Annotated in this window: 21 protein-coding genes and 1 pseudogene; 17 read left to right on the top strand and 5 right to left on the bottom strand. The window is 66.6% G+C overall.

From position 1 onward, the window contains the following. The first annotated feature begins 18 nt into the window (after window positions 1-18). The 4 genes from OVA31_RS09820 (at window position 19) to OVA31_RS09805 (ending at window position 4,962) form a co-directional block, all read left to right on the top strand. Entirely contained in the window at window positions 19-1,638 is a 1,620-nt protein-coding gene (locus OVA31_RS09820; protein WP_267630890.1) for an aldehyde dehydrogenase (NADP(+)), read from the top strand. A 38-nt stretch (window positions 1,639-1,676) separates the two neighbouring features. After that, window positions 1,677-2,612 (top strand): 5-dehydro-4-deoxyglucarate dehydratase, encoded by a 936-nt coding sequence (locus OVA31_RS09815; RefSeq protein ID WP_267630889.1) that lies wholly within the window; start codon window positions 1,677-1,679, stop codon window positions 2,610-2,612. Continuing rightward, the gene (locus OVA31_RS09810; protein WP_267630887.1) at window positions 2,612-3,877 is read left to right on the top strand and encodes a glucarate dehydratase family protein; all 1,266 of its coding nucleotides are present in this window, start codon (window positions 2,612-2,614) and stop codon (window positions 3,875-3,877) included. Before OVA31_RS09815 ends, OVA31_RS09810 begins: the two co-directional genes overlap by 1 nt. A 191-nt stretch (window positions 3,878-4,068) precedes the next feature. Further along, window positions 4,069-4,962, top strand: a complete 894-nt coding sequence (locus OVA31_RS09805) for a LysR substrate-binding domain-containing protein (protein WP_267630886.1) — start codon at window positions 4,069-4,071, stop codon at window positions 4,960-4,962. 10 nt (window positions 4,963-4,972) lie between these two features. Here OVA31_RS09805 and OVA31_RS09800 read toward each other — a convergent pair whose 3' ends face one another. Beyond that, window positions 4,973-5,368: a universal stress protein gene (locus OVA31_RS09800; protein WP_267630885.1), complete on the bottom strand. Its 396-nt coding sequence runs from the start codon at window positions 5,366-5,368 to the stop codon at window positions 4,973-4,975. Continuing rightward, a complete protein-coding gene (locus tag OVA31_RS09795) occupies window positions 5,365-6,408 on the bottom strand; it encodes a 2-hydroxyacid dehydrogenase (protein ID WP_267630883.1) in 1,044 nt (347 codons plus the stop codon). The genes OVA31_RS09800 and OVA31_RS09795 overlap by 4 nt, the downstream gene beginning before the upstream one ends. Before the next feature lie 366 nt (window positions 6,409-6,774). Between OVA31_RS09795 and OVA31_RS09790 the strand changes: the two genes are divergently transcribed. Genes OVA31_RS09790 through OVA31_RS09755 form a run of 8 tightly spaced genes read left to right on the top strand, consistent with a single transcriptional unit; the run spans window position 6,775 to window position 15,429 of the window. Beyond that, a complete protein-coding gene (locus OVA31_RS09790) occupies window positions 6,775-8,352 on the top strand; it encodes an ABC transporter substrate-binding protein (RefSeq protein WP_267630882.1) in 1,578 nt (525 codons plus the stop codon). 14 nt (window positions 8,353-8,366) lie between these two features. Then, on the top strand, window positions 8,367-9,293 hold the full coding sequence (locus OVA31_RS09785) for an ABC transporter permease (protein WP_267630881.1): 927 nt from the start codon (window positions 8,367-8,369) through the stop codon (window positions 9,291-9,293). Between the two features lie 26 nt (window positions 9,294-9,319). Continuing rightward, entirely contained in the window at window positions 9,320-10,318 is a 999-nt protein-coding gene (locus OVA31_RS09780; RefSeq protein ID WP_420714167.1) for an ABC transporter permease, read from the top strand. Then, on the top strand, window positions 10,315-11,334 hold the full coding sequence (locus tag OVA31_RS09775) for an ABC transporter ATP-binding protein (protein WP_267630880.1): 1,020 nt from the start codon (window positions 10,315-10,317) through the stop codon (window positions 11,332-11,334). The genes OVA31_RS09780 and OVA31_RS09775 overlap by 4 nt, the downstream gene beginning before the upstream one ends. Further along, window positions 11,327-12,373 carry an ABC transporter ATP-binding protein gene (locus OVA31_RS09770; protein ID WP_267630879.1) on the top strand — a complete coding sequence of 349 codons (1,047 nt, stop codon included), beginning with the start codon at window positions 11,327-11,329 and terminating at the stop codon, window positions 12,371-12,373. The genes OVA31_RS09775 and OVA31_RS09770 overlap by 8 nt, the downstream gene beginning before the upstream one ends. Continuing rightward, a complete protein-coding gene (locus tag OVA31_RS09765) occupies window positions 12,370-13,086 on the top strand; it encodes a sulfite exporter TauE/SafE family protein (RefSeq protein WP_267630877.1) in 717 nt (238 codons plus the stop codon). The genes OVA31_RS09770 and OVA31_RS09765 overlap by 4 nt, the downstream gene beginning before the upstream one ends. An 11-nt stretch (window positions 13,087-13,097) precedes the next feature. Further along, entirely contained in the window at window positions 13,098-14,432 is a 1,335-nt protein-coding gene (locus tag OVA31_RS09760) for an enolase C-terminal domain-like protein (protein WP_267630873.1), read from the top strand. A gap of 16 nt (window positions 14,433-14,448) precedes the next feature. Next, window positions 14,449-15,429 carry a 2-hydroxyacid dehydrogenase gene (locus OVA31_RS09755; protein WP_267631471.1) on the top strand — a complete coding sequence of 327 codons (981 nt, stop codon included), beginning with the start codon at window positions 14,449-14,451 and terminating at the stop codon, window positions 15,427-15,429. A gap of 63 nt (window positions 15,430-15,492) precedes the next feature. Here OVA31_RS09755 and OVA31_RS09750 read toward each other — a convergent pair. Beyond that, window positions 15,493-16,095, bottom strand: a pseudogene (locus OVA31_RS09750) (phosphatase PAP2 family protein); the annotation flags it as partial. Between the two features lie 131 nt (window positions 16,096-16,226). Between OVA31_RS09750 and OVA31_RS09745 the strand changes: the two are divergent. Then, the gene (locus OVA31_RS09745; protein ID WP_267630872.1) at window positions 16,227-17,339 is read left to right on the top strand and encodes a ferredoxin reductase; all 1,113 of its coding nucleotides are present in this window, start codon (window positions 16,227-16,229) and stop codon (window positions 17,337-17,339) included. A gap of 9 nt (window positions 17,340-17,348) precedes the next feature. Next, on the top strand, window positions 17,349-18,590 hold the full coding sequence (locus tag OVA31_RS09740; RefSeq protein WP_267630870.1) for a fatty acid desaturase family protein: 1,242 nt from the start codon (window positions 17,349-17,351) through the stop codon (window positions 18,588-18,590). A gap of 171 nt (window positions 18,591-18,761) precedes the next feature. Here the strand turns inward: OVA31_RS09740 and OVA31_RS09735 are convergent, their stop codons facing one another. Both OVA31_RS09735 and fmdA read right to left on the bottom strand, forming a co-directional pair. Continuing rightward, complete coding sequence (locus OVA31_RS09735; RefSeq protein WP_267630868.1) at window positions 18,762-20,012, bottom strand: HNH endonuclease; 1,251 nt, start codon at window positions 20,010-20,012, stop codon at window positions 18,762-18,764. A 146-nt stretch (window positions 20,013-20,158) separates the two neighbouring features. After that, window positions 20,159-21,415: a formamidase gene (gene fmdA / locus OVA31_RS09730; protein WP_267630867.1), complete on the bottom strand. Its 1,257-nt coding sequence runs from the start codon at window positions 21,413-21,415 to the stop codon at window positions 20,159-20,161. A 116-nt stretch (window positions 21,416-21,531) separates the two neighbouring features. Between fmdA and OVA31_RS09725 the strand changes: the two genes are divergently transcribed. The 3 genes from OVA31_RS09725 (at window position 21,532) to OVA31_RS09715 (ending at window position 23,511) form a co-directional block, all read left to right on the top strand. Next, the gene (locus tag OVA31_RS09725) at window positions 21,532-21,819 is read left to right on the top strand and encodes an FmdB family zinc ribbon protein (protein WP_267630865.1); all 288 of its coding nucleotides are present in this window, start codon (window positions 21,532-21,534) and stop codon (window positions 21,817-21,819) included. A gap of 139 nt (window positions 21,820-21,958) precedes the next feature. Continuing rightward, window positions 21,959-23,134, top strand: coding sequence for a hypothetical protein (locus OVA31_RS09720; RefSeq protein WP_267630864.1), 1,176 nt, complete (start codon window positions 21,959-21,961; stop codon window positions 23,132-23,134). Then, window positions 23,131-23,511: a DUF6188 family protein gene (locus OVA31_RS09715; protein ID WP_267630863.1), complete on the top strand. Its 381-nt coding sequence runs from the start codon at window positions 23,131-23,133 to the stop codon at window positions 23,509-23,511. Before OVA31_RS09720 ends, OVA31_RS09715 begins: the two co-directional genes overlap by 4 nt. Window positions 23,512-23,557 lie beyond the last annotated feature (46 nt).

The following is a 23,557-nucleotide window of genomic DNA, read 5'->3' as shown; positions in this document are numbered from 1 at the left end:
CGGTCTTACGGTCGGAGCATGGATGCAACGACCACTGCAGAGCGGACCGAGTCGCCGACCGCGCAGAACCTCACCGGACAGATGATCATCGCCGGTGAGCACGTCACCGGCACCGGCAGCGCGGTGCACGCCATCAACCCGGCCACCGACGAGCGGATCCAGCCGGCCTATGCGCATGGCACCGCCGACGACGTCGCCCGGGCGAGCGCGGCCGCCGTCGAGGCGTTCGCGATCTATCGCAACACGTCCTCGGTTGATCGTGCGAACTTCCTGACGACCATCGCCGACAACCTCGATGCCGCCAAGGATGCGCTGGTCGAGCGGGCAACTGCAGAATCAGGGCTGCCCGTCGCCCGCATCACCGGTGAAGTCGGCCGCACCAGTGGACAGCTCCGGATGTTCGCTAGCGTCCTTCGCGAGGGCAGCTGGCACGGCGCGCGGATCGATCCCGCGCAGCCCGACCGCACACCGATGCCCCGCGCCGACATCCGCCAGCGCAAGATCGCGCTCGGGCCGGTCGCGGTGTTCGGCGCCAGCAACTTCCCCCTCGCATTCTCGGTCGCCGGCGGCGATACCGCATCCGCGCTCGCGGCCGGATGCCCGGTGATCGTCAAGGCCCACGACGCGCATCCCGGGACGTCGGAACTCGTGGGACGCGCCATCACCGAGGCGATCGTCACCACCGGCATGCCCGCCGGCACCTTCTCGCTGCTGTACGGCACCGGCCGAGATCTCGGCATCGCACTGGTCACCGACCCCGACGTCAAGGCGGTCGGCTTCACCGGTTCTCGTTCCGGCGGAACGGCACTCGTGCGCGCTGCCGCCTCGCGGACCGAACCGATCCCGGTCTACGCCGAGATGAGCTCGATCAATCCCGTCTACCCGCTTCCCGGGGCGCTCCGCAACCGGGGCGCCGACCTCGGCCGCGCGTTCGTCGGATCGCTGACCATGGGTTCCGGTCAGTTCTGCACCAACCCGGGCCTGGTGATCGCTGTCGACGGTCCCGATCTCGACGCGTTCATCGATGCCGCGGCCGAGGCCGTCGGTGAGTCCACCCCGACGCCGATGCTCACCCCGAACATCGCCAGCACCTACGCCCGGGGCGTCGGCGAATTCGATGGCGTCGCAACGGAGGTGGCGCGAGGTACGGAGACCTCCGCACCCAATGCCTGCCGCGCGGCGCTCTTCAGCACCGACGCCGACACCTTCCTCGCCTCGGAGACCCTGCAGCAGGAGATCTTCGGCGCGTCGAGCCTCGTCGTGAAATGCCGTGACGAGCAACAGGTCCGCGATGTCACGGCAAAGCTCGAGGGGCAGTTGACCGCCACCGTGCACGCCGACGACATCGACCACGACGACGCAGGTGCCCTCTTGCAACTGCTCGAGCTGAAGGCCGGCCGAATCCTCTTCAACGGATGGCCGACGGGCGTCGAGGTCGGGCATGCGATGGTGCACGGCGGGCCGTACCCGGCGACGTCCGACAGTCGCACCACCTCGGTCGGATCGCTCGCCATCGAGCGCTTCCTGCGGCCCGTCGCCTACCAGGACGTCCCGTCGTCGCTTCTGCCGTCGTCGATCGCCGACGGCAACCCCGAACAGCTCTGGCGCCGCATCGACGGCGAACTCACCCGCGACTGACCAGCCGCTCCCGCCCGTACCTTCCTCAAGGAGTCCCAATGCTCAACGGCGTCTTGTTCTTCCCCGTCACCCCCTTCGACAGCAACGGAGAGGTCGACTACCGGCTACTCGCCGAGCACATCGACCGCGGCGTCGCGGCCGGGCCGGGTGGGGTCTTTGTCGCCTGCGGTACCGGCGAGTTCCACGCGCTCGGGCTCGAGGAGTTCGGGAAGATCGTCCAGTGCGCCGTCGACACCGTCGCCGGTCGGGTGCCCGTCTTCGCCGGGGCGGGTGGCTCTCTCGTCCAGGCCCGCGAGTTCGCCGCCAGCGCCAAAGCGCATGGTGCCAATGGCATCCTGCTGCTTCCGCCCTACCTGGTGACGATGCCCGCCGCAGGTCTGGTGGAATACGCACGCACGATCGCGAAGACCACCGATCTTCCTTTGATCGTCTACAACCGCGGCAATGCGGTGTTCGACGAGACATCGGCCGTCGAGGTCGCGAAGCTGCCGACCGTGATCGGATTCAAGGATGGGACAGGCGATCTCGACAACGTCGCCCGCATCGTCATCGCGGTGAAGGATGCCTTGGCCGACTCGGGTAAGGAGTTCCTCTTCTTCAATGGACTCCCGACCGCGGAGATCACCCAGCAGGCCTACCGGGCCATCGGCGTCACGTTGTACTCGTCGGCGACCTTTGCCTTCGCCCCGGAGCTCGCGCTGGCCTTCTACAACTCACTGGAGAACGACAACACCGAGCTGACCGAGGCCCTGCTCCGCGAGTTCTTCCACCCGCTGGTCCGCCTGCGGAACAAGGTGCCGGGCTACGCGGTGTCACTGGTCAAGCACGGCGTCACGATGGAAGGGCTCGATGCCGGGCCGGTGCGGGCACCGCTGGTGCCGCTCACCCCCGAGCATCAGGTGGAGCTGGAACGGATCACCGCTGCCGGACGTGCGGTGCTGGCCGGCTCGCTCGCGGCGAACGCGACGGCTTGATGACATCGTCGACCATCACCCGGGTCACCGTCACGCCGGTGGCCTTCGTGGACCCGCCGTTGCTCAACACGGTCGGCGTGCACCAGCCGTACGCGTTGCGGGCGATCATCCAGATCGAGACCGACGACGGTCTGCGCGGGCTCGGGGAGACCTATGCCGACACCGCTCACATCACCCGGATGGAAGCGGCGGCCGACTCCATCATCGGCCTCGATGTATTCGCGCTCAACCGGATTCGCGCGGTCATCGATGACCGTGTCTCCCAGCTGTCCGTGGCGGGTGGCGATGGTGTCGCGGGCATGATCACCACGGCGAGCACCACCGATCGGGTGTTCTCGCCGTTCGAGGTGGCCTGTCTCGACCTGCAGGGCAAGGCGCTGCGCCGCCCGGTCAGCGACCTGCTCGGCGGCGCCGTCCGTGACCGGGTTCCGTTCAGCGCCTACCTCTTCTACAAGTGGGCCGGCCATCCCGGTGCCGCGGAGGACTCGTGGGGTGAGGCCATCGATCCCGCCGGCCTGATCCGCCAGGCACACCGGATGATCGACGAGTACGGCTTCACCGCGATCAAACTCAAGGGAGGCGTGTTCGCGCCCGACGAGGAGATCGCCGCCATCAAGGCCCTGCACGCCGAGTTCCCGGGCATTCCGCTGCGGCTCGACCCGAACGCCGCCTGGACGGTGGACACGTCGGTGCGCGTGGCCGCGGAGCTCGACGGCATCGTCGAATACCTCGAGGACCCGACACCCGGGCTCGACGGTATGGCCGAGGTGGCCGCGGAGGCCAAGATGCCGCTGGCCACCAACATGTGCGTGGTGGCCTTCGATCACCTCAAGCCGGCCGTGCTGAAGAACTCGGTGTCGGTGGTGCTGTCCGATCACCACTACTGGGGTGGATTGCAGCGGTCCCGGCAGCTCGCGGGTATCTGCGACACCTTCGGGATGGGGTTGTCGATGCATTCGAACTCGCACCTGGGGATCAGTCTGGCCGCCATGGTGCACCTCGCTGCTGCGACACCCAACCTGACCTACGCATGCGACACGCACTGGCCGTGGAAGACCGAGGACGTCGTCGAGCCCGGCGCACTGAGCTTTGTGGACGGGGCGGTCCCGGTGCCCACCGGGCCAGGGCTCGGCGTCGAGATCGACGAGGCAGCGCTCGAGCGTCTTCATCAGCAGTACCTCGACTGCGGCATCCGCGACCGCGACGACACCGGCTACATGCAGTCGATCGATCCGAGTTTCGAGAACACCTGCCCTCGCTGGTGAGCTGAGGCGGGCCGGGCCCCGCAACACACGCAGATCTCCCACACACACGCAATGCATAGCGTGGGTGTGGGAGTTTTGCGTGGTTCTTCGGCGGTCACGGGTGCGGGGCGGGCCGACCGGCGGTGGAGGTCGGGTGCACGCGATCCACCGAAGGCCGCACATCGGCGCCTGATGATGCCTAAAGTGGATCGATGTTCTCCTTGTCGCGCCTCTCGTGCTTCATCGCCGTCGCCGAGGAACTCCACTTCGGCCGGGCCGCCGAGCGCCTCCACATGACGCAGCCGCCGCTGAGTCGTCAGATCCAGCAGCTCGAGCACGAGCTCGGGGTGCAGCTGATCGAGCGCAGCAGCCGGGCGGTGTCGCTCACCGCGGCCGGGACCGCGTTCCTGCCCGACGCACGGCGGATCGTCGCGCTGGCCGAAGGGGCCGCTCTGACGGTCCGCCGGGTTCCGGCAGGCGACCTGGGCACCGTCAACATCGGGTTCACCGGTGCCTCGGCTCGCGCGGTGCTGCCCCGCTTGATGCAGAACGCGCGCGAGAAGTTGCCCGATGTCCGGTTGGTGCTCCGCGAGATGGTCACCGCGGCCCAGGTCGAGGCGCTCGCGGGCGGCGACCTCGATCTCGGGATCGTCCGACCGCCCATCTCGCGACCCGGTATCAACACCCGGCCGCTGCACCATGAACGCCTCGTGGCCGCACTGCCGGCCGACCATGAACTGGCCGCGGTCGAGCACCTGGCGATCGAGGACTTCGACGGCCAGGCGGTGATCATGTACTCACCGACGGATGCGCGCTATTTCAACGAGCTGCTCATCAGCACCTTCACCGCCGTCGGGGCCTCGCCTCGCTATGTCCAGTACGTGACCCAGGTGCACACGATGCTGGTCCTGGTGCATTCCGGCCTCGGGATCTCACTGGTCCCGGAATCGGCGATGACGATGCACCCGGACGGCGTCGTCTTCAAAGAGGTGACGGCGATCCGCGATCGCCCGGTGCAGATGAATGTCGCCTGGCGGGCCGACAACCCCAACCCGGCGTTGGCGAGACTCATGAAAGACGTTCTCCCCGAGCGGGAGTGGATCTGACAGGCGAGAACTAGACGGCGGCGCGGACCGGGGGTTTGACCGCCACGACGGGGCACTGGGCGTCGAGCAGCACGCGCTGCACCACACTGCCGGTCAGCAGCTTGCCGACCGGTGAGCGACGCCTCTGGCCGATCACCAACAGCTCGACCGCGTCGTCGTAGGAGGCGTCGATGAGCTGATCGGCGTGCGACAGACCCGGATCGTTCTTCGCGACACGGTAGGAGACGTCGTCGGCCTCGGCGGTCGACCGTGCGTTCTCGACGTCCACCAGGAACTCGGGTTGCGATGCACTGTCGCCGTCGGCGACCACCAGCACCTCCACTCCCCGCATCCGGGCTTCGGCGAAGCCGAACGGGAGGGCGCCCCGTCCTTCTGGGGTCGGCAGATAACTCAGGACCACGCTCATCGCGTTTCCTTTCCGCGGAGGGTCGGGTCCGGCACAACCACGGGGGTGACGAGGTCGCCGGTTCGGAGATATGTGTCGAGGTTCTGCAGAGTCAGTTCCTCCATCGCCGCGCGCGTCTCGATGGTGCCGCTGGCGAGGTGGGGGAGCAGGACGACGTTGTCGAGTTCCAGCAGCGCGGCGGGGACCTCGGGCTCGTGGGCGAATACGTCGAGTCCTGCGCCTGCCAGTCGTCCCTGCTGCAGCAGCTCGACCAACGCGTCCTCGTCGACGACGCTTCCGCGTGCGACATTGATCAGGAAGCCGTTGGCGCCCAAGGCCTCCAGGACCTCGCGATCGACCAGATGCCGGGTGCCTGCGCCGCCTGCAGCCGCGACGATGAGTACGTCGACGGATGCGGCCAACTCCGCGGGTGAGGCTGCGTACCGGAACGGGGAACCGTCGACGACGCGACGGTTGTGGTAGGCGATGGTGCACCGGAACGCGGTCAACCGGTCGGCGATCGCGGTGCCGATCCGCCCGAGGCCCAGGATGCCCACCTTTGCGCCGGATACCTTGCGCGTCAACGGGACATTGCCCTCGACGGGCCAACGGCCCGCGCGCACGAACCGGTCGGCCGCGGTGAATCCGCGCATGGTGTCGAGGACGAGGCCGAGAGCGGTGTCGGCCACACAGTCGGTGAGCACGTCGGGGGTGTTGCTGACGCCGATGCCCAGTTCGGCTGCGCGGTCCACGTCGGTGGTGTCGTACCCGACGCCGAAGTGCACGATCGAGCCGAGATTCGGCAGCGCGGCCATCAGGTCGGCGTCGACGCCGGTCCGGCCCGAGGTGACCACGGCGGTCACCTCGTCGCCGTGCTCGGCGAGGAAGGACGCGCGAGCGTCTCCGTCGGGCAGGCGCTCGGCGCGGAAGTCGCCGGCCAGGGTCTCCTCGAGCGACGGCTTGAGCGGACCGACCCGCAGCACCCTGCCCGCGGACTCCGGAAGGTCTTGTCCGACAACCACATCATGTGATTCCGAAGGGTTGGCGAGGCTGCTGCTCATCGGTCCTCCTCGACCGTCCGGGACACAGATGTCCTCCAATGGATGAGTCCACGGTATGTGGGCCGCTGAATACCTGTCCAACACGCAAATAACATGGATCGATACCCAAACTGTATGAACGTGCAGCCGACGATTCGACGGACGCACCGGGGCGGCCGAGAACCGACAGGTCAGGGGTGGTTTCGGCGGTCGACGGCAGCATGACGTCGACGTCGAGAGGGGGGCGAAAACTCGCCAAAATCGCAGTTGACGGCCCTTTTGTGCTGTTGACGCCGCCGATCGGGCGCTCTTAGCGTGTGTCTACCGTCACAACCGCGGACCAGCCCCCCGCGAGTCACTTTGCAGTTCTGTTCATCGGAGGTCCCCATGCAGATCGCAGCCATGCGATCCCCGCGACGTCGCCGCTTTGCCGGCACGTTGGCCGTGTCGGCGGCGGCGATACTGGCCGTCAGCGGTTGCAGCGTCGCCAACACGACCCAAGGCGAGTCCGCCAGCCCCGACACGCTGCGCATCGTCCTGCCGCAGGAGCCCCCGACGCTGGAACCCTGCGATGCGTCGCTGACGGCTACCGGCGTGGTGGTCCGCTCCAACATCACCGAGCCGCTGATCGAGCGGGATCCCAGCAGCGGTGATCTGCAGCCGAAGCTGGCCAGCTCGTGGAAGCAGGTGGAACCGAACGTCTGGCGCTTCACCACGGTGTCTGGTGTCAAGTTCAGCAACGGTGCCACCTTCGACGCGCAGGACGCGGCATTCTCGATCAAGCGCACCTTCAACGGAGCGATCGGCTGCGACGTGAACGGCTACGTCTTCGACGACAGCAAGACCGAGGTGAACGTCGTCGACCCCAACACCGTCGAGGTCCGGACCGAGAAGCCCGACCCGATTCTTCCGCTGCGGCTCTCGTTCATCGAGATGGTCCCGCGCACCACCGACCCCGACGCCAAGGTGCGCCAACCGATCGGTACCGGGCCCTACATGGTCGACTTCTGGGACTCCGGACAGCGGATCGGGCTCAAGGCCAACCCGAACTTCCACGGCCAGGCACCCCAGTACAACCGCGCCATCTACCAGTGGCGGGCCGAGGGCAGCGTGCGTGCGGCCATGGTCACCAACGACGAGGCCGACCTCGCCACCTCGCTGGGCCCCGAAGACGGTGCAGGCGACCTCGGCACCGCGTATGTCAACAACGAGACCACCGCGCTGCGGATGCAGGCGACCGATGCGCCGCTGGACGACATCCGGGTCCGGGAGGCCATCGACCTCTCCGTCAACCGTGACGGCATCGTCCGGGCCCTGTTCCAGGGTCTCGGGAAGCCGGCCGCCGAACTGGTCGGCAAGGGCATCGTCGGCTACAACGACCAGCTGACGCCGACCCCGTACGACCTTGACCGCGCCAAGAAGCTCATCGACGAGGCGCGCGCCGACGGTGTCCCCGTCGACCGGACCATCCGACTCATCGGACGTACCGGGCAGTTCCCCAAGATCAACGAGACGATCGAGGCAATCCAGTTCTCGCTCAGCAAGATCGGCCTCGACGTCAAGATCGAGATGATGGACACCTCGGGGCAGATGCAGTACCAGACCCGACCGTTCGTCCCCGGTTCCGGGCCGGTGATGCTGATGATCATGCACGGCAACCAGGCCGGTGACACCCAGTTCACGCTCGATCAGTACATGCTGTCCGACGGCTACCAGAGCACCTACGGAACCGAGGCCTACGACAAGGAGATCCTGGCTGCCGAGGCCATGACCGGCGACGCCCGACAGGACGCGCTTGCCAAGGTCCTCGCCGAGGAGCCGACCGAGGTCCGGCAGTACGCGTACATCGCACACATGGAGGCCGTCCTCGCGAAGTCGCCCAAGGTCGACTATCAGCCCAACTCGGCCACCGGTGATGAGATGCGACTCGCCGAGATGACCCACGCCCAGACCCGTAACGACTGAAATCGAGACGACCGATGTTCACCTTCCTCCGGCGCCGGATGGTCACCAGCCTGATCCCGCTGATCATCGTCCTGTTCGGCGTGTTCTTCATGGCCCGACTCACCGGCGATCCCACCAATCTCTACCTGCCGGTCTCGGCCACCCCCGATCAGCGCGCCGAGTTCGCGGCCGCGAACGGTCTGGACAAGCCGATCTGGCAGCAGATGTTCGACTACTTCTCGGGCGTCATCCACCTCGACTTCGGTGAGTCCCTCAAGACCGGGCAGGAAGCTGCGGGCATGGCGCTCAAGGCCTTTCCCGCCACCCTGCAGCTGGCGTTCGTGACCCTGCTGCTGTCGATCCTCGCCTCGGTGATCATCGGGTGTTGGGCCGCCTACCGGCCCAACTCACTCGCCGACCGCTTCTCCAGCCTGCTCTCGATGACCGCCGCCAGCGTCCCCGACTTCTGGTTCGCCATCACCGGCATCTGGATCTTCGCGGTGGTCATGGGCTGGCTGCCGACATCGGGCACCGGCGGTGTCCTCTCCTGGGTGCTACCGATCGCCACCCTGATGATCCGGCCACTCGGTGTGCTCACGCAGGTGGTCCGCGGCGCCATGGTGTCGGCGCTGTCCGCGCCTTATGTGAAGGTGGCCCGCAGCAAAGGCGCAGGCGATCTGCGAGTGGTGAGCCATCACGCGCTGCGCAACGCCGCCGCCCCGGCCCTCACCGTCGCCGGCGACCTGGCCGTCGGCCTGATCAACGGCGCGGTGGTGGTGGAGGCGATCTTCGGATGGCCCGGCATCGGCAAGCTGATGATCGATTCGATTCTCCAGCGCGACTTCGCAGTCCTGCAGGCGGCCGTGCTGCTGACCGCCGTCAGCATCTTCATCCTGAACATCGTGATCGACGCGGGGCTCGCCCTCCTCGATCCGCGGGTTCGCGACAAGGCCACGGTCTAGAGGCGCAAGGAACTCAAGGAGCCCACATGTCCATCGTCACCGATCCACTCGACACGACCAGTCCCGTCGCCTCGACCGATCCCATGGGCGACTCCGTCGCCACCAAGAAGGTCCCGGCCGGTGGACTGCCCATGTGGCGGCTGCTGCTGCGCGACAAGTTCGCCACCGTCGCCGCCGTCATCCTCACCTTCGTGTTGCTCGTCGCCATCTTCGGTCCCTGGCTGGTCGGGGACGCCGCCACCGACCAGAATCTCGACGAGTCCAACCTGGCGCCGTTCAACCTGGACACCGGCTGGATGAACATCCTCGGCACCGATCCGCTCGGACGCAGCATGCTCGCCCGCCTCATCGTCGCCTGCCAGACGACCTTGATGGTGTCGCTGCCCGCCGTGCTGATCTCCTGTGTCATCGGCTCCGCGGTCGGTATGTGGGCCGGCTACCACCGTGGCTGGCGCGAGACCACCGCGATGCGCGTCGCCGACGTCATCATGAGCTTCCCGTCGCTGCTGCTGGCCGTCGTGGTCCTGTTCGTGTTCTCGCCGAGCGCGGCGAACATCGTCGCGGTGCTCGCGATCACCCGTATCCCGATCTACCTGCGAACGGCCCGCGCCGAATCGGCGGAACTGCAGAGCCGCGTCTTCGTCGACGCCGCCCGTACCTTCGGCGCCGGCAGCGGTCAGATCCTGCGTGGGCATGTGCTGCCGATCCTGCTCCCCACGCTGCTCACGGTCGCGACTCTCGACTTCTGCTACGTCATGCTGGCTGAGTCGTCGCTGAGCTTCCTCGGGATCGGCATCCAGCCGCCGGAGATCAGCTGGGGTCTGATGGTCTCGCAAGGGCGCACCTACCTGCAGACCGCCTGGTGGCTCTCGTTCTTCCCCGGCCTGGCGATCGTGATCACCACAGTGTCGGCCACCCTGCTCGCGGCCTGGGCCCGGATCGCCACCGATCCCGGCCAGCGGTGGCGCTTGACCACCCCCAAGGCCCGTAAGCGTGTCTTCTCCTCACGAAAGGCAGTGCGATGAGTGCCCCCACCCTGGACCGGTCCGGAGCCGGCACCGATGATCGTGTCGCACTCGACGTGGCGGACCTGACCGTCGACCTGCGGACCCCCACCGGGACCGTGCGGGCCGTCGATCACGTAGCGTTCCGTGCCCGCCGCGGCGAGACCCTCGCGTTGCTCGGTGAATCCGGATGCGGCAAGTCGATGACCGCGCAGGCCCTCGTCGGCCTGCTCGATCCGATCGCCGAGGTCGCCGACGGCTCGATCACCATCGACGACGTCGACCTCGTGACCGCCAAGGAGTCGGTGCGGCGTCAGATGGCCGGTACCGAACTCGCCATCGTCTTCCAGGACGCGCTCACCGCGCTCAATCCCGTGTACCCGGTGGGCACCCAACTCGCCGAGCCCTTCCGCATCCACCGCAAGATGTCGCGGAAGAAGGCCCGGCGCGAGGCCATCGAACTGATGCGGCACGTCGGCATCCCCGAACCGGAGTCCCGGATCGACTCCTACCCTCATCAGTTCTCGGGCGGTATGCGGCAGCGACTGCTCATCGCCATGGCCGTCGCGTTGAGCCCCAAGGTCCTGCTGGCCGACGAGCCGACCACCGCTCTCGACGTGACCGTGCAGGCGCAGATCATGGCGCTGCTACAACGGCTGCGCGAAGAACACGACATGGCCGTCGTCCTCATCACCCACGACCTGGCGCTGGTCGCCGAGCAGGCCGACCGCGTGGCGATCATGTACGCAGGCAACGTCGTCGAGACCGGCCCGGTCGCCGAGGTGTTCGGAAATCCGAAACACCCCTACACCAAGGGGCTTCTGGACTCGGTGCCGGTCAGCGCCGAACGTGGTGCCGACCTCAAATCCATCGGCGGCACCCCACCCGATTTGCACTCGATCCCGTCCGGCTGCGTCTACCAGGCGCGCTGCCCGATCGCCCGCAGCCTGTGCGTCCAGCAGCGGCCCGCCCTCATCGACGTCGGTGACAACCGGGCTGCGGCCTGCCACTTCTCCGAGGAGACCAGCAATGTCTGAGAGAAAACCGTCTGACACAGCACTTCCCGACACCCACGAAGCCCAGGTGCTCGAGGTCCGCGACGTCGGCAAGACGTTCTCGGTGTCGGGCAAGTCCGGCCGTAAGGAACTCCGGGCCCTCGACGGCATCGACCTCGATCTGCGTCGGGGTGAGACCCTCGGTCTGGTCGGTGAATCCGGCTGTGGCAAATCGACTCTCGCACGCACCCTGATGATGCTCGAGCGTCCCAACACCGGCACCGTGCGCTGGGACGGCACCGATCCGTACCGCCTGAAGGGCAAGGACCTGCTCGCCCTGCGGCGCAAGGTGCAGATGGTCTTCCAGGATCCGTATGCCTCGCTGAACAATCGGATGACCGCCGCCGAGATCATCTCGGAGCCGTGGCGCACCCACAAGGAGCTGTACCCGCGTAAGCGGGACCGGGCCGCCCGGGTCCGGGAGTTGCTGCACCTCGTCGGCCTGCGCCCGAGCGACGAGCACCGCAGTCCACAGGAGTTCTCGGGAGGTCAGCGTCAGCGTCTCGGTATCGCGCGCGCGCTCGCGCTGAATCCCGAGGTGATCATCTGCGACGAGCCGGTCTCGGCGCTGGACCTGTCGGTGCAGGCGCAGGTGTTGAATCTCCTCAACGAACTCCAGCAGGAACTCGACATCTCCTACATCTTCATCTCGCACGACCTGTCGGTGGTCCGTCACGTCGCCGATCGTGTCGCGGTGATGTACCTGGGAAGGATCGTCGAAACCGGTGGTACCGAAGCAGTTTTCGACAATCCGGCCCATCCGTACACCGAGGCGCTGATGTCGGCGGCGCCGACGCTCGATCCCGCCACCCGCCGCGAGCGCATCCTGCTCAGCGGCGAGGTGCCGTCACCGCTGAACCCGCCGTCGGGGTGCAGGTTCCGCACCCGCTGTGCACACGCCACCGACATCTGCGCGACCGATGTCCCGCCGACGGTCACCGACCAGAGCGAGCCGGGGCATATCGCCGAGTGCTACCACCCGCGAGGACGCGTCGCGCTCGGTATGCCCGCCGTGGCGTGAGCGTCGTGGCGTTTGCCGTCATCGCCGTCGCCGTCTGCATGGCCTCGTGCATGCAGGCGTCGATCGGTTTCGGCATGGGCATGCTGGCCGCGCCGGTTGTCGCGCTGGTGGACCCTGCGCTGCTGCCGGGCACCCTCATCATGTCCGCCACGGTGGTCACTCTGATGGTGGTGGTCCGGGAGCGGGAGGGGCTCGACCTGCGGGGAACCGGATGGGCGCTGGTCGGCCGGGTACCCGGCACCATCGCCGGAGCGCTGCTTCTGGTGTGGCTGCCCGAACGAGGGCTGGCGTTGCTGCTCGCGGCGGTGGTGCTCGGCGGCGTGGTGCTGGCCTCGCTCGGATGGCAGCCCGCTCCGATGCGACGCAACCTCGCCACCGCGGGTGCCGCATCCGGTCTGCTCGGTACGGCGACCTCGATCGGCGGTCCGCCGATGGCGCTGGTGCTCTCCGGCGCCGAAAATGCCACGGTGCGAAGCAATCTGAGTGCCTTCTTCCTGGTCGGGAGCATCATGTCGATGGGCGCGCTGGCCGCGACCGGCAATCTGCACCGCGACATCGCCGGTGTGTTCGTGGCACTCATCCCCGCGGTGATCCTCGGCTACGTGGCCTCCCGCTACGTGAATCGCCACCTCGACAAGAACCGGCTGCGCATCGTCTCGATCGTCGTGTCGACGCTCGGCGCGGTGCTGCTCATCGCGCAGCAACTTCTCTGAAAGGACCAAGAATGACGACTACGACCCCGGTGGTCACCGAGATGCGGGTTGTCCCGGTCGCCGGCCGCGACAGCATGCTGCTCAACCTCTCCGGTGCCCACGCCCCGTATTTCACCCGAAACCTGGTCATCCTCACCGATTCCGAGGGCAACACCGGAGTCGGCGAGGTACCCGGCGGTGAGCCCATCCGGATCACCCTCGACGACAGCAGACCGCTCGTCGAGGGCCGCCGGATCGGCGACCATCACGCGGTGCTGCAGGACATCCGACGCACCTTCGCCGATCGTGACAAGGGCGGTCGCGGTGACCAGACCTTCGATCAGCGCGTCACCATCCACGCGGTGACCGCGGTGGAGGCGGCGCTTCTCGACCTGCTAGGACAGCATCTGCAGGTCTCGGTGGCCGCCCTGCTCGGCGAGGGCAAGCAGCGTGATCGAGTGGCAGCGCTCGGCTATCTCTTCTTCGTCGGCGATCGCACCAAGACCGATCTCGACTACGCGGACGGCACCGACGAGTCCGACGATTGGTTCCGCCTCCGTCACCAGGAGGCGCTCGATGCCCACGGTGTGGTCGCGCTGGCAGAGGCGGCTCAGAAGCGCTACGGATTCGCCGACTTCAAGCTCAAGGGTGGCGTACTCGCCCCGGACGAGGAAGCCGACGTGGTGACCGCGCTCGCCGAACGCTTTCCGACTGCGCGGGTCACGCTCGATCCGAACGGCGGATGGCTCCTCGAAGAGGCGATCCGCATCGGCCGGCGATTGCGCGACGTGGTCGCATACGCCGAGGACCCCGTCGGTCCCGAGGGGCGATACTCAGGTCGCGAGATCATGGCCGAGTTCAAGCGGGCCACCGGGCTGCCGACCGCCACCAACATGATCGCCACCGACTGGCGCGAACTCGGCCACACGATCCGGACCAACGCCGTCGACATCCCGCTCGCCGACCCGCACTTCTGGACCATGGCCGGCTCGGTGCGTGTTGCGCAGCTCTGCGATGCCTGGGGTCTCACATGGGGATCGCACTCCAACAACCACTTCGACGTGTCGCTGGCGATGTTCACCCATGTCGCGGCCGCCGCGCCCGGTGACATCACCGCGATCGACACGCACTGGATCTGGCAGGACGGACAGCGGCTCACCACCGAGCCCTACGAGATCGTCGACGGGTATCTGACGGTGCCGGACCGCCCGGGTCTCGGCGTCGACCTCGACATGGATCAGGTGGAGGCCGCCCATCAGCTGTACCGCTCCGAGGGACTCGGTGCGCGCGACGACGCGGTCGGCATGCAGTACCTGGTCCCGGACTGGTCGTTCGACAGCAAACGTCCTGCGCTCGTGCGGAGGTGATGCGGTGCCGGGATCGCTGAAGGTGGTGGTAGGGGAGCGGAATCTCCTGCCCCACCGAGAGCTACTGGTGTCCCTGCTGCCGTCGAGCGTGGAGTTGTCGTGGCATCCGACCTTCGACGAGGCGGCTCTCGTCGTGGATCTCGCCGATGCCGACGTCTACATCGGCGGTCGGGTCACCCCTGCGATGGCGCGAGCGGGGGTGGGGTTGCGGCTGGTGCACACCTGCGGCGCAGGCACCGACAAGGTGTCGTTCGACGACCTTCCGGCCATCACGCAGGTGGCCAACACGTTTCACCACGAGGATTCGATCGCGGAGTACATCATGGCGGCCGCCGTGATGCTGCGCCGCGGCCTGATCGCACAGGACCGGGCTCTGCGATCGGGTACCTGGGCGACGTCGGTGTATCAGGACGGCGTGTCACAACCCCCGACCATGCGAGGCGCGATGGTCGGCTATGTGGGCTTCGGTCACATCGGTAGGCGCACCGCGGATCTGTTGGGCGCGATGGGTGCCCGTGGATGTGCCGTCACCGGGTCGGGCCGGGTCGGTGACACTGCGGGTCTCGACTGGCACGCCGACACCTCCGAACTGGGACGGCTGCTGAAGGAATCAGACGTGGTGGTCGTGTCGGCGCCTCTGAACGACCGGACGACGGGAATGATCGGCGCGGCGGAACTCGCCCAGCTCGGCCCCGACGGTCTCGTGATCAACGTCGGGCGTGGCCCGCTGGTGGTGGAGCGGGATCTGTACGAAGCGCTGGACGCCGGCACCATCGCGGGTGCCGCGATCGACGTCTGGTATCGATATCCGTCAGTCGGCGATCACGCCGAACCTTCAGGCATGCCCTTTCACCAGCTGCCCAATGTGCTGATGACGCCCCATACGTCGGGTGTCACCCGCGACACCTTCGTCGGGCGCGTCCATGACATAGCCGACAACATCGGTCGACTCCTCGACGGTCGATCGCTCGAACGGGTGGTCTGGCCGGTTCGCTGAGGTCGACCCGACACGACGTCGGCGCGGTTCGCGCCACGGGTCGGGGAGCAGCATCCCGGCTGCCGCGACGAGGAGCACCGAGATCACCACGTCGCTGGGACGGTGCCACCCGGCCGCGACGAGCGAGACGCCGATCACGGCGGCCCAGCCGCCGAGCACGATGCCGATCAGTGGGCGCAGTACCGGGGGAGTGGCACGGATCAGCACCACGGCGACGGCGGTGACCGCGGCGGCGTGACCGCTCGGCGCCGAGTTGGACGTCTCGGTGATCCAATCGTGGAGTTGCGGACGGGTCAGGACGTGATCGCGCAGGATGCGCGCAACCAGGATGGCGGCCGGCGGAAACGCGAGCAACGCCGCAGTGGTGATCAGCGTGTGCCGTGCCTCGGCGCGTGAGCGGAACCGCCCGAGCTGGATCAGCACCACGACGGCCGCGGCGACCCCCAGCCACAGGAGCGGATTGGAGACGATGTCGATCGTGACGATGGCGGGTACATCGGCTTTCGGGATGCGCCGCCCGGCGTCGAGGAGCCACTGGTCGATGCGCTGCCCGGTCGGTGTCCGGACCGCGACCAGGAAGACGGCCGCGGCGGCGAGGACGAGTGTGGCCGCGACCACCACTGCGCGTGAGAGGGAGGGGTTGCGCCCAGTGACAGTCGCGGCCATGTCAGCAACGCTAGAGGCTGAGTCTGGGAGCGACCTGGACGAAACCTGAGGGCCACCGATGTGCCGTGAACACTCCGACGGAGCTCCCTGATCTGTGTACAGTCGTACACCAGGAGGTGGGAGGAGCCTGTATGGACCTTTTGAAGTGGAGCAAGCGCCCGGCGGCCGACGTCGAGGCGAAGAAACCCGAGGTCAACATCGTGCGGGGCCTCATCGCCCGCGCGACCACGCCATTGTTGCCCGATGACTATCTGCACCTCATCAATCCGCTGTGGAGTGCACGTGAATTGCGCGGCCGGGTCGTCCACGTCGAGCGTGAGACCGAGGATTCCGCGACGGTCACCATCCGCACCGGATGGGGCTTTCCTGAGTCGTACAAACCCGGCCAGTACGTGGGGATCGGGCTGCAGGTCGGCGGGCGCTGGCATTGGCGGTCCTATTCCCTGACCTCGATCGGTAGTTCGGACGATCGGAAGATCGCGATCACGGTGAAGGCGAATCCCGACGGGTTCCTCTCGACGCACCTCGTCGACGGCGTCAGTCCCGGGACGATCATCCGGCTCGCGGCGCCCAAGGGCGACTTCCATCTGCCCGAGCCGCTACCCGACAGCATCCTGTTCCTCACCGCGGGCAGCGGTATCACGCCGGTCATGTCGATGCTCCGGTCCGTGAGCTCACGCGAGCAGCAGCCCGACATCGTGCACGTGCACTCGGCGCCCACCCGAGACGACGTCATCTTCCTCGAGGAACTCGAGGAGATGGATTCCGACATGGTGTCCTACAGTCTGCAACTGCAGCTCACCCGCGAGCACGGTAAGTTCGAACTCGATCAGCTCGATGCCGAGGTCCCGGACTGGCGCGACCGTTCGTGCTGGGCCTGTGGGCCCGTTGCGATGCTCGATACCGTCGAGGAGCGCTACACCGACGAGGGTCTGCGCGACCAGCTCCACATCGAGCGGTTCGCCATCGCACGGACCGACGTGGGTGGTGAAGGCGGGACGGTCACGTTCACCAAGACCGGCAAGACCACTGAGATCGACGGTGCCACAACACTCATGGAGGCCGGCGAAGGACTGGGCATCCAGATGCCGTTCGGGTGCCGGATGGGCATCTGTCAGACCTGCGTTGTTCCGTTGGCCGGGGGCTACGTGCGCGACCTGCGCAGTGGCGATGAGCATCGTGAAGGAGATCGAATCCAGACATGTATCAGCACCGTGTCTGGAGAATGCACACTCGACCTGTAAAGGGGAGCAATGGCGATCACCGACATTGATCAATACGCACATCTGACCGACGCCGACGTCGAGGCCCTGGGCGCGGAACTCGACGCGATCAGACGCGACATCGAGGAAGAACGCGGCGAGTCGGATGCCCGCTACATCCGACGCTCGATCACCATCCAGCGCAGTCTCGCGGCCAGTGGTCGTGTGGTGCTGATGTTCAGCAACCGCAAGCCTGCGTGGGTCCTGGGCACCGCCATCCTCGGTCTCGCGAAGATCGTGGAGAACATGGAACTCGGCCACAACGTGATGCACGGGCAGTGGGACTGGATGAACGATCCGGAGGTCCACTCGTCCTCGTGGGAGTGGGACACCACGTGCCCGAGTGTGCAGTGGAAGCACTCCCACAACTTCGTCCATCACAAGTACACCAACATCGTCGGGATGGATGACGACGTGGGTTACGGGATTCTGCGCGTGACGCGCGATCAGCCGTGGGAGTGGTGGAACGTCGGGAACCCGTTCTACAACCTCACCCTCGGTACCTTCTTCGAATACGGTGTGGCGCTTCACCATCTGGAGACCGAGAAGCTCCGCAAGAAGGAGAAGTCCTACCGGCAGGCGTTCAAGGATCTGCGGATCATCGGCCGCAAGGTCGGCAAGCAGGCGGCCAAGGACTACCTGATCTTCCCAGCCTTGGCCGGTCCCAATTGGAAGTCGAACATCACCGCCAACTTCACCGCCAACATCATTCGCAACTATTGGTCGTACATGGTGATCTTCTGCGGCCACTTCCCGGACGGTGCCGAGAAGTTCACCGTCGAGGAGTACGAGAACGAAGATCAGCCGCGCTGGTACCTTCGACAGATGCTGGGATCGGCCAACTTTCGCGCCGGACCGCTGATGCGTTTCATGAGCGGCAACCTGAGTCATCAGATCGAACACCATCTGTTCCCCGATCTGCCGAGCAATCGGTACGAGGAGATCGGTGTTCGGGTACGTGAACTGTGCGACAAGTACGACCTGCCGTATACGACGGGTTCCATTGTGCACCAATACTTCCAGTCGTTCCGGACGATCGCCAAGCTCGCTCTGCCCAACGCGTTGTTGAAGGCGACGTCCGACGATGCACCCGAGACAGCCTCGGAGTTGCGGTTCGCCGTGCGCGAGGGTGTACAGAACCACTTCGGAGTCGATCCGGCGACCGGCCGGCGTCGGGGCTTGCGGACAGCACTGCGCGAGCTCAAGAAGGCCCCTGTGCAGGTGGCGGGCTGATCGGGTGGCCGCCGTGTCAGGGCGGCCACCCGATCAACAGCGCAGGCACCCTGTTGATTCACACTATGGAGTTGTCAAAGGACTGATGCGGTCCCGGCCGGGTGAACCGCTGCTTGCCGGGTGCGAGGAATCAATTGCGCTGGGACGGTTGAGCGATGGGACGGTTCAGCGTCAGCCGGCCAGTGCGAGGTCGTCGGTGGTCAGCGTGCGTCTGTTGTAGGCACGCAGGGGTCTGCGTCTCGGGTCGACGGCCCGCGGTGGGATGAGCCACGGATGCTGGTCGGCACCGATGAACACCTCCCAACCGTTGTGATGCACATCCGCATGACACGACGGACAGAGGAGGCAGCCGTTCACGAGACATGTGTCCCCGCCGTCTGCCCAGTGACGGATGTGGTGGGCGTGGGTGCGGTCGGCAGGTGCGCCGCACTTGATGCAGCACTGGTCGCGAACGTAGAGGGCCTTGCGTAGGTGCGCCGGGAAGAATCGCTTCTCGCGGCTGATGTCGAGTGGCACCCGTTCGCCGTCGACGATGACGGTGGTGACCGACGTGTCACATGCAAGCGTGCGCATCGTGGCCTCGGTGACCGATCCCATGAGCGCCAACGACGACAACGTCGGAGCGTCGGCCGGTACTGTCAGCAGCACCTGGGTGCGCGGCGCGGACGCGGTGTCGCCACTGCGGGCGGCGATGTCGAGGAGCGTCTCCAGGGCGTCGGCCTGACGACGCTGGGTGGACCGCGCATCCGGTGAGCCGTCGGGTTCTGGCCGGGGTGCTGCCAGCTCGTCGATGGCCGCACGGAACTTCTCGCCGACCTCGACGTCGAGGTCGGCCCGCACCTGGAGTCGGCCGTCATCGTCTTTGCCGTGATCGAGCGTGTTGAGCGCCCGATCTTCGGCCGCAGGGAGGCCGCCCTCTGTCGAAGCGGCGATCTGGTTGCCGAGTGTCCGTGCGCGATCCATGATCTCGGCGGGTGTGGCGCCGGAGAAGAACTGTCCGAGAAGATCTGTCACATGTTTATGACGCATCGCCTCATCGATCGGTTCCGGCGATCGGATCGCGATGTGATTCATGCCACGCACGATCGCATCTGTGTGCTCACCGGAGACGGCACCGTCGGCAGCGTGCGCGTCCAGGGTCGGGAGCTGTGTCACCCCGGCCGCGATGCGCAGCAGTCGCTGCGCCGCCGACGGCGCGAATCCCATGACGATCAACAACTCTCGAGTGGTCCGTCCGTGATCTTTGGCGACTCCCAGGCGATCGAGCGCGCCGGCGAGGACGGCTGCACGATGGTCGATCTGGTTGCGTGCCCTGATGATCGACTTCATTGCGTCGCATACGTCGCGACCACTGAGCTCTGCGTCAACGCGCAATTCGCCCAAGATGTCGGTGATGGTGGTGAGATCCCCCGCTGCTCCCATGACTCCACTCTACTCGAATATATGTTCGAGGCAAGAGTCAATAGTCATTTACCGCAACAACTTTCAGCCACACCAGTGGACTGCAGTGGACTGCAGTGGACACCAGTGAACAGGAGCCACAGGAGCCACGCGCTCGAGGTTGACTCCTATCCGAAACTCGCCGTCGGCGCACCCACCCCCGGATCGATCTGTACCGGCCCCTCTTTCGACGGCGCGATGGGGAAGTCGAAGATCGCAGTCGGGATGTAGACCGTCGCACACGAATTGGGGATGTCGACCACTCCGGAGAGGCGGCCTTCGATGGGCGCCGACCCGAGGAGGAGGTAAGCCTGCTCCGGGCTGTAGCCGAACTTGGTGAGGTAGTCGATCGCGTGTAGGCAAGCGCGCTGGTAGGAGAGATCCGAATCCAAGTAGCGTTGCTCGCCGTCGAGCGTCACCGAGGTACCGGAGAAAGCGATCCACTCGGAGTACTGCGGGTCGGTGTTGCCGGGTAGGAAGATGGCGTTCTCGGTGACACCGTAGGTCGCCATGCCACCCTTGATCAGATCGACGTGGAGATCCATGAAGCCACCCATCTCGATGGCCCCGCAGAAGGTGATCTCACCGTCGCCCTGGGAGAAGTGCAGGTCGCCGAACGACAGATTGGCACCGGGAACGAACACCGGATAGAACACGCGGGTGCCCTTGGTGAGGTTCTTGATGTCCTGATTCCCGCCGTTCTCCCTGGGCGGTGCGGTCCGCGCGGCTTCACCTGCGACGCGGTCGAATTCGGCGCCGGACAGGGAGCCGAGGACAGCACCGTCCGGCTCGGGCGGCAGCGCGAGCGGCGGTACCCGGTCGGGATCGGTGGCGATCAGGGTCGCCTCACGCGCGTTCCACGTCCCCAGCAGCTCGGGCGACGGAGCCGTGCCCATCAGGCCGGGATGCACGATGCCGGTGTACTTCACATGCGGGACATGCCTCGACGTCGTGCTCTGGCCGCTGAAGTCCCAGATCGCCTTGTAGGCGTCCGGGAATTGTTCGGTGAGGAATCCGCCGCCGTTGCGAGTGGCGAAGATGCCCGTGTAGCCCCAGCCCTGACCGGCCAGCGGGCCCGAATCCTCTTGAGGGATCGGCCCGACGTCGAGGATGTCGACGATCAGCAGATCACCCGGCTCGGCACCTTCGATCGCGAACGGCCCGGACAGGGTGTGCACGTTGTTCAGTGGGGCGTTGAGGATGTCGTCGGCCGAGTCGTCGTTGTGGATGGCGCCGTCGAACCACTCACGGCAATGCGCGCGGAAGGTGTCGCCGGGTTTCACGGTGACGGCCGGCGGGATGTCGGGATGCCAGCGGTTGTGGCCGACGATCTGTTGATCGGTGAAGCTCTTCGACGAATCCAATGGGAACAACAGCTCCGGCACAGCGACTCCCTCATCTTCCGGCGACGGATCGACTCGGGGACGAGTCTAGTGACGCAAGCTGATATCGGCAGCGTCTACGACGCGTCACGCCGGCGTCGACCGCTTATGGTGAACCGATGCCGACCTACGTCTACCGATGCTCGGAGTCCTGCGATGACTTCACCGAGCAGCATTCGATGTCGTCGATCCCGGATGAGTCGACGTGCCCGGAATGCGGACATGAGGCACGGCGGGTGATCGGCGCCCCGGCACTGGGCGCGGGCAATTCCGCAGCTGTTCGTCTGCAGGATGCGACCAGGTCGACGGCGGACTCACCCCAGGTGGTGTCGAGCGTCCCGGGGCGACGTCGCCGGCCGACCCCGGTGTCGGCGAACCCGTTGCACCGCAAGCTGCCGAAGCCGTGACGGCCGGGCCGACGCCGCCGGGACCTGGAATGTTCCCGGCCGTCGTTCGTTGAGCCGAATTGGTTCCTCACGGGGTTCGGAGAGGGTGATGCCGACCTAGATTCATCTCGACCCATCCATTCGCGAGAGTCGAGACAACATGCGATCTTCCAGAGCCATCACCACGTTGATCGGCGCCTGTGTCACCGCTGTGGCCGCCGTCCTCATCGCCGTCCTCCCACTGGCCCATGCCGGTGCAGCCTCCACCAAGGGCATGGGTGGCGGAGCGTCGTCATCGCAGTCGGGGAACAGCAAGAGCGGCCACAACAAGGCCCCGTCGCCGGGAAACCGGGGCGGCGAGGCGCACCAGATCAAGCCTCGGCCAGGGCCGTCGAGTCCGAACAGCAATGCGCCGTCGCCCTCGTCGCCGGGGTCTCCCGGTGCGCAGCCGCCGAATCCGGCTGCCCCCAAGAAGCCGTCGACGCCCCACAGATCACCGGCGAAGCCGGATCGCGATCCGCACAAGTTCTCCCCGAAGACCAAGGCGCCGAGTACTTCTGATCACCGCGGTCGCAGCGGGAACAAGCGGAAGGGCAATGACCGTCCATCCGGTCCGTCCGAGAACCGCGGCCCGAACAAGACCACGCCGAAGACCTTCGCCCGTCCGGACTCGTCACCGGATCGGAGTTCGCATGGACGGCCGGGCGAGAGCGGCCGCACCGAGGAACGCACGCCGGACCGGGACGATCCGCCTGCGACACCACTCGACAGTCCGGGCATGGACGGTGTCGACAACGATCACGACGGCATCGTCGACAACGAGAATCCGTTCGTCGAGCTGCCGCCCGTCGAGATCCCGGTGCCCCGGGGTGGCGGTTTCCCGCTCCCGGGGATGAAGCCTCCAGGGATGAAGCCGCCGGCTCCGAAGGCACCGGCAGAGCCCGCACCTGCCCCGGCGCCGAAGGCTCCCGAATCCGCACCGGCCAGACCGACCCAGCCGCCCGCCGCCCAGAAGCCCGCCCCCGCGCCGGCGAAGCTGCGGCCATGGCAGCAGGGCGCCCCTCGCCCGCCGCAGGTTCCGGAGGGCTACGTCGCCGGACCGGCGAGGAACGGAAAGGGAGTCGTGTGGCGTCCGCCGGGTTCCCCGGGCGACGAGAACTCGATCCGGATCATGGAGCCCACCCCGCAACACCCGAACGGGTACGTTCGGTACTACAACAAGTACGGACAACCAGTCGACCAGCAGTTGAAACCGACCGGCCCGGACCTGACCCACCACGATTTCGGACCGGATGGACAGTTCCCGTCGGTCCCCAGCGGATGGCCACAGAAATGACGAGCATCACCGACCGGTCTCAGACGATCTCCGAGGTCGTGATCGAGCCGTACCGAATCGTCATCCGCACCGATCTCGACTGGACCGTCGTGCTCGAGGTCTACGACGCGGTTCGCTCGGGGGAGGGTGCGGTCATTCCGCCGGACGAAGTGCCGAGCACACTCGAATCGCTGACCGGTAGATCCGTCGACAGGATGACGGTCGATCACCCTGGGACGTTGTCACTGACCCTCGACGACCGATCGCGAATCGACATCGGCAGCGACCCCACCGGCCGATACGAGGCGTGGTCCGTCGTCGCCCCCGACGGGATCCGGGCCGTCTCGATGCCCGACGGCGAGGTGGCGTTCTGGGATCCACCGCCCGCCCCGCAGTGACAACCTGAACAGCCGGCCGCTCTTGCCTCTGGGCAAGGGCGGCCGG

Source organism: Gordonia sp. SL306 (assembly GCF_026625785.1).
Taxonomy (GTDB): Bacteria; Actinomycetota; Actinomycetes; order Mycobacteriales; family Mycobacteriaceae; genus Gordonia.
Note: the sequence above shows the minus strand (reverse complement) of the source record. Positions and strands in the feature narration are given on the sequence as shown.

Bases quoted from the DNA above. Each gene is read 5' to 3' on its own strand.
- OVA31_RS09810 (WP_267630887.1), top strand. From the start codon at position 2,612: ATGACATCGTCGACCATCACCCGGGTCACCGTCACGCCGGTGGCCTTC.
- OVA31_RS09790 (WP_267630882.1), top strand. From the start codon at position 6,775: ATGCAGATCGCAGCCATGCGATCCCCGCGACGTCGCCGCTTTGCCGGC.
- OVA31_RS09720 (WP_267630864.1), top strand. From the start codon at position 21,959: ATGCGATCTTCCAGAGCCATCACCACGTTGATCGGCGCCTGTGTCACC.
- OVA31_RS09770 (WP_267630879.1), top strand. From the start codon at position 11,327: ATGTCTGAGAGAAAACCGTCTGACACAGCACTTCCCGACACCCACGAA.
- OVA31_RS09740 (WP_267630870.1), top strand. From the start codon at position 17,349: ATGGCGATCACCGACATTGATCAATACGCACATCTGACCGACGCCGAC.
- OVA31_RS09735 (WP_267630868.1), bottom strand. From the start codon at position 20,012: ATGGGAGCAGCGGGGGATCTCACCACCATCACCGACATCTTGGGCGAA.
- OVA31_RS09795 (WP_267630883.1), bottom strand. From the start codon at position 6,408: ATGAGCAGCAGCCTCGCCAACCCTTCGGAATCACATGATGTGGTTGTC.
- OVA31_RS09785 (WP_267630881.1), top strand. From the start codon at position 8,367: ATGTTCACCTTCCTCCGGCGCCGGATGGTCACCAGCCTGATCCCGCTG.
- OVA31_RS09780 (WP_420714167.1), top strand. From the start codon at position 9,320: ATGTCCATCGTCACCGATCCACTCGACACGACCAGTCCCGTCGCCTCG.
- OVA31_RS09760 (WP_267630873.1), top strand. From the start codon at position 13,098: ATGACGACTACGACCCCGGTGGTCACCGAGATGCGGGTTGTCCCGGTC.
- OVA31_RS09725 (WP_267630865.1), top strand. From the start codon at position 21,532: ATGCCGACCTACGTCTACCGATGCTCGGAGTCCTGCGATGACTTCACC.
- OVA31_RS09775 (WP_267630880.1), top strand. From the start codon at position 10,315: ATGAGTGCCCCCACCCTGGACCGGTCCGGAGCCGGCACCGATGATCGT.
- OVA31_RS09715 (WP_267630863.1), top strand. From the start codon at position 23,131: ATGACGAGCATCACCGACCGGTCTCAGACGATCTCCGAGGTCGTGATC.
- OVA31_RS09745 (WP_267630872.1), top strand. From the start codon at position 16,227: ATGGACCTTTTGAAGTGGAGCAAGCGCCCGGCGGCCGACGTCGAGGCG.
- OVA31_RS09820 (WP_267630890.1), top strand. From the start codon at position 19: ATGGATGCAACGACCACTGCAGAGCGGACCGAGTCGCCGACCGCGCAG.
- OVA31_RS09805 (WP_267630886.1), top strand. From the start codon at position 4,069: ATGTTCTCCTTGTCGCGCCTCTCGTGCTTCATCGCCGTCGCCGAGGAA.
- OVA31_RS09815 (WP_267630889.1), top strand. From the start codon at position 1,677: ATGCTCAACGGCGTCTTGTTCTTCCCCGTCACCCCCTTCGACAGCAAC.
- OVA31_RS09800 (WP_267630885.1), bottom strand. From the start codon at position 5,368: ATGAGCGTGGTCCTGAGTTATCTGCCGACCCCAGAAGGACGGGGCGCC.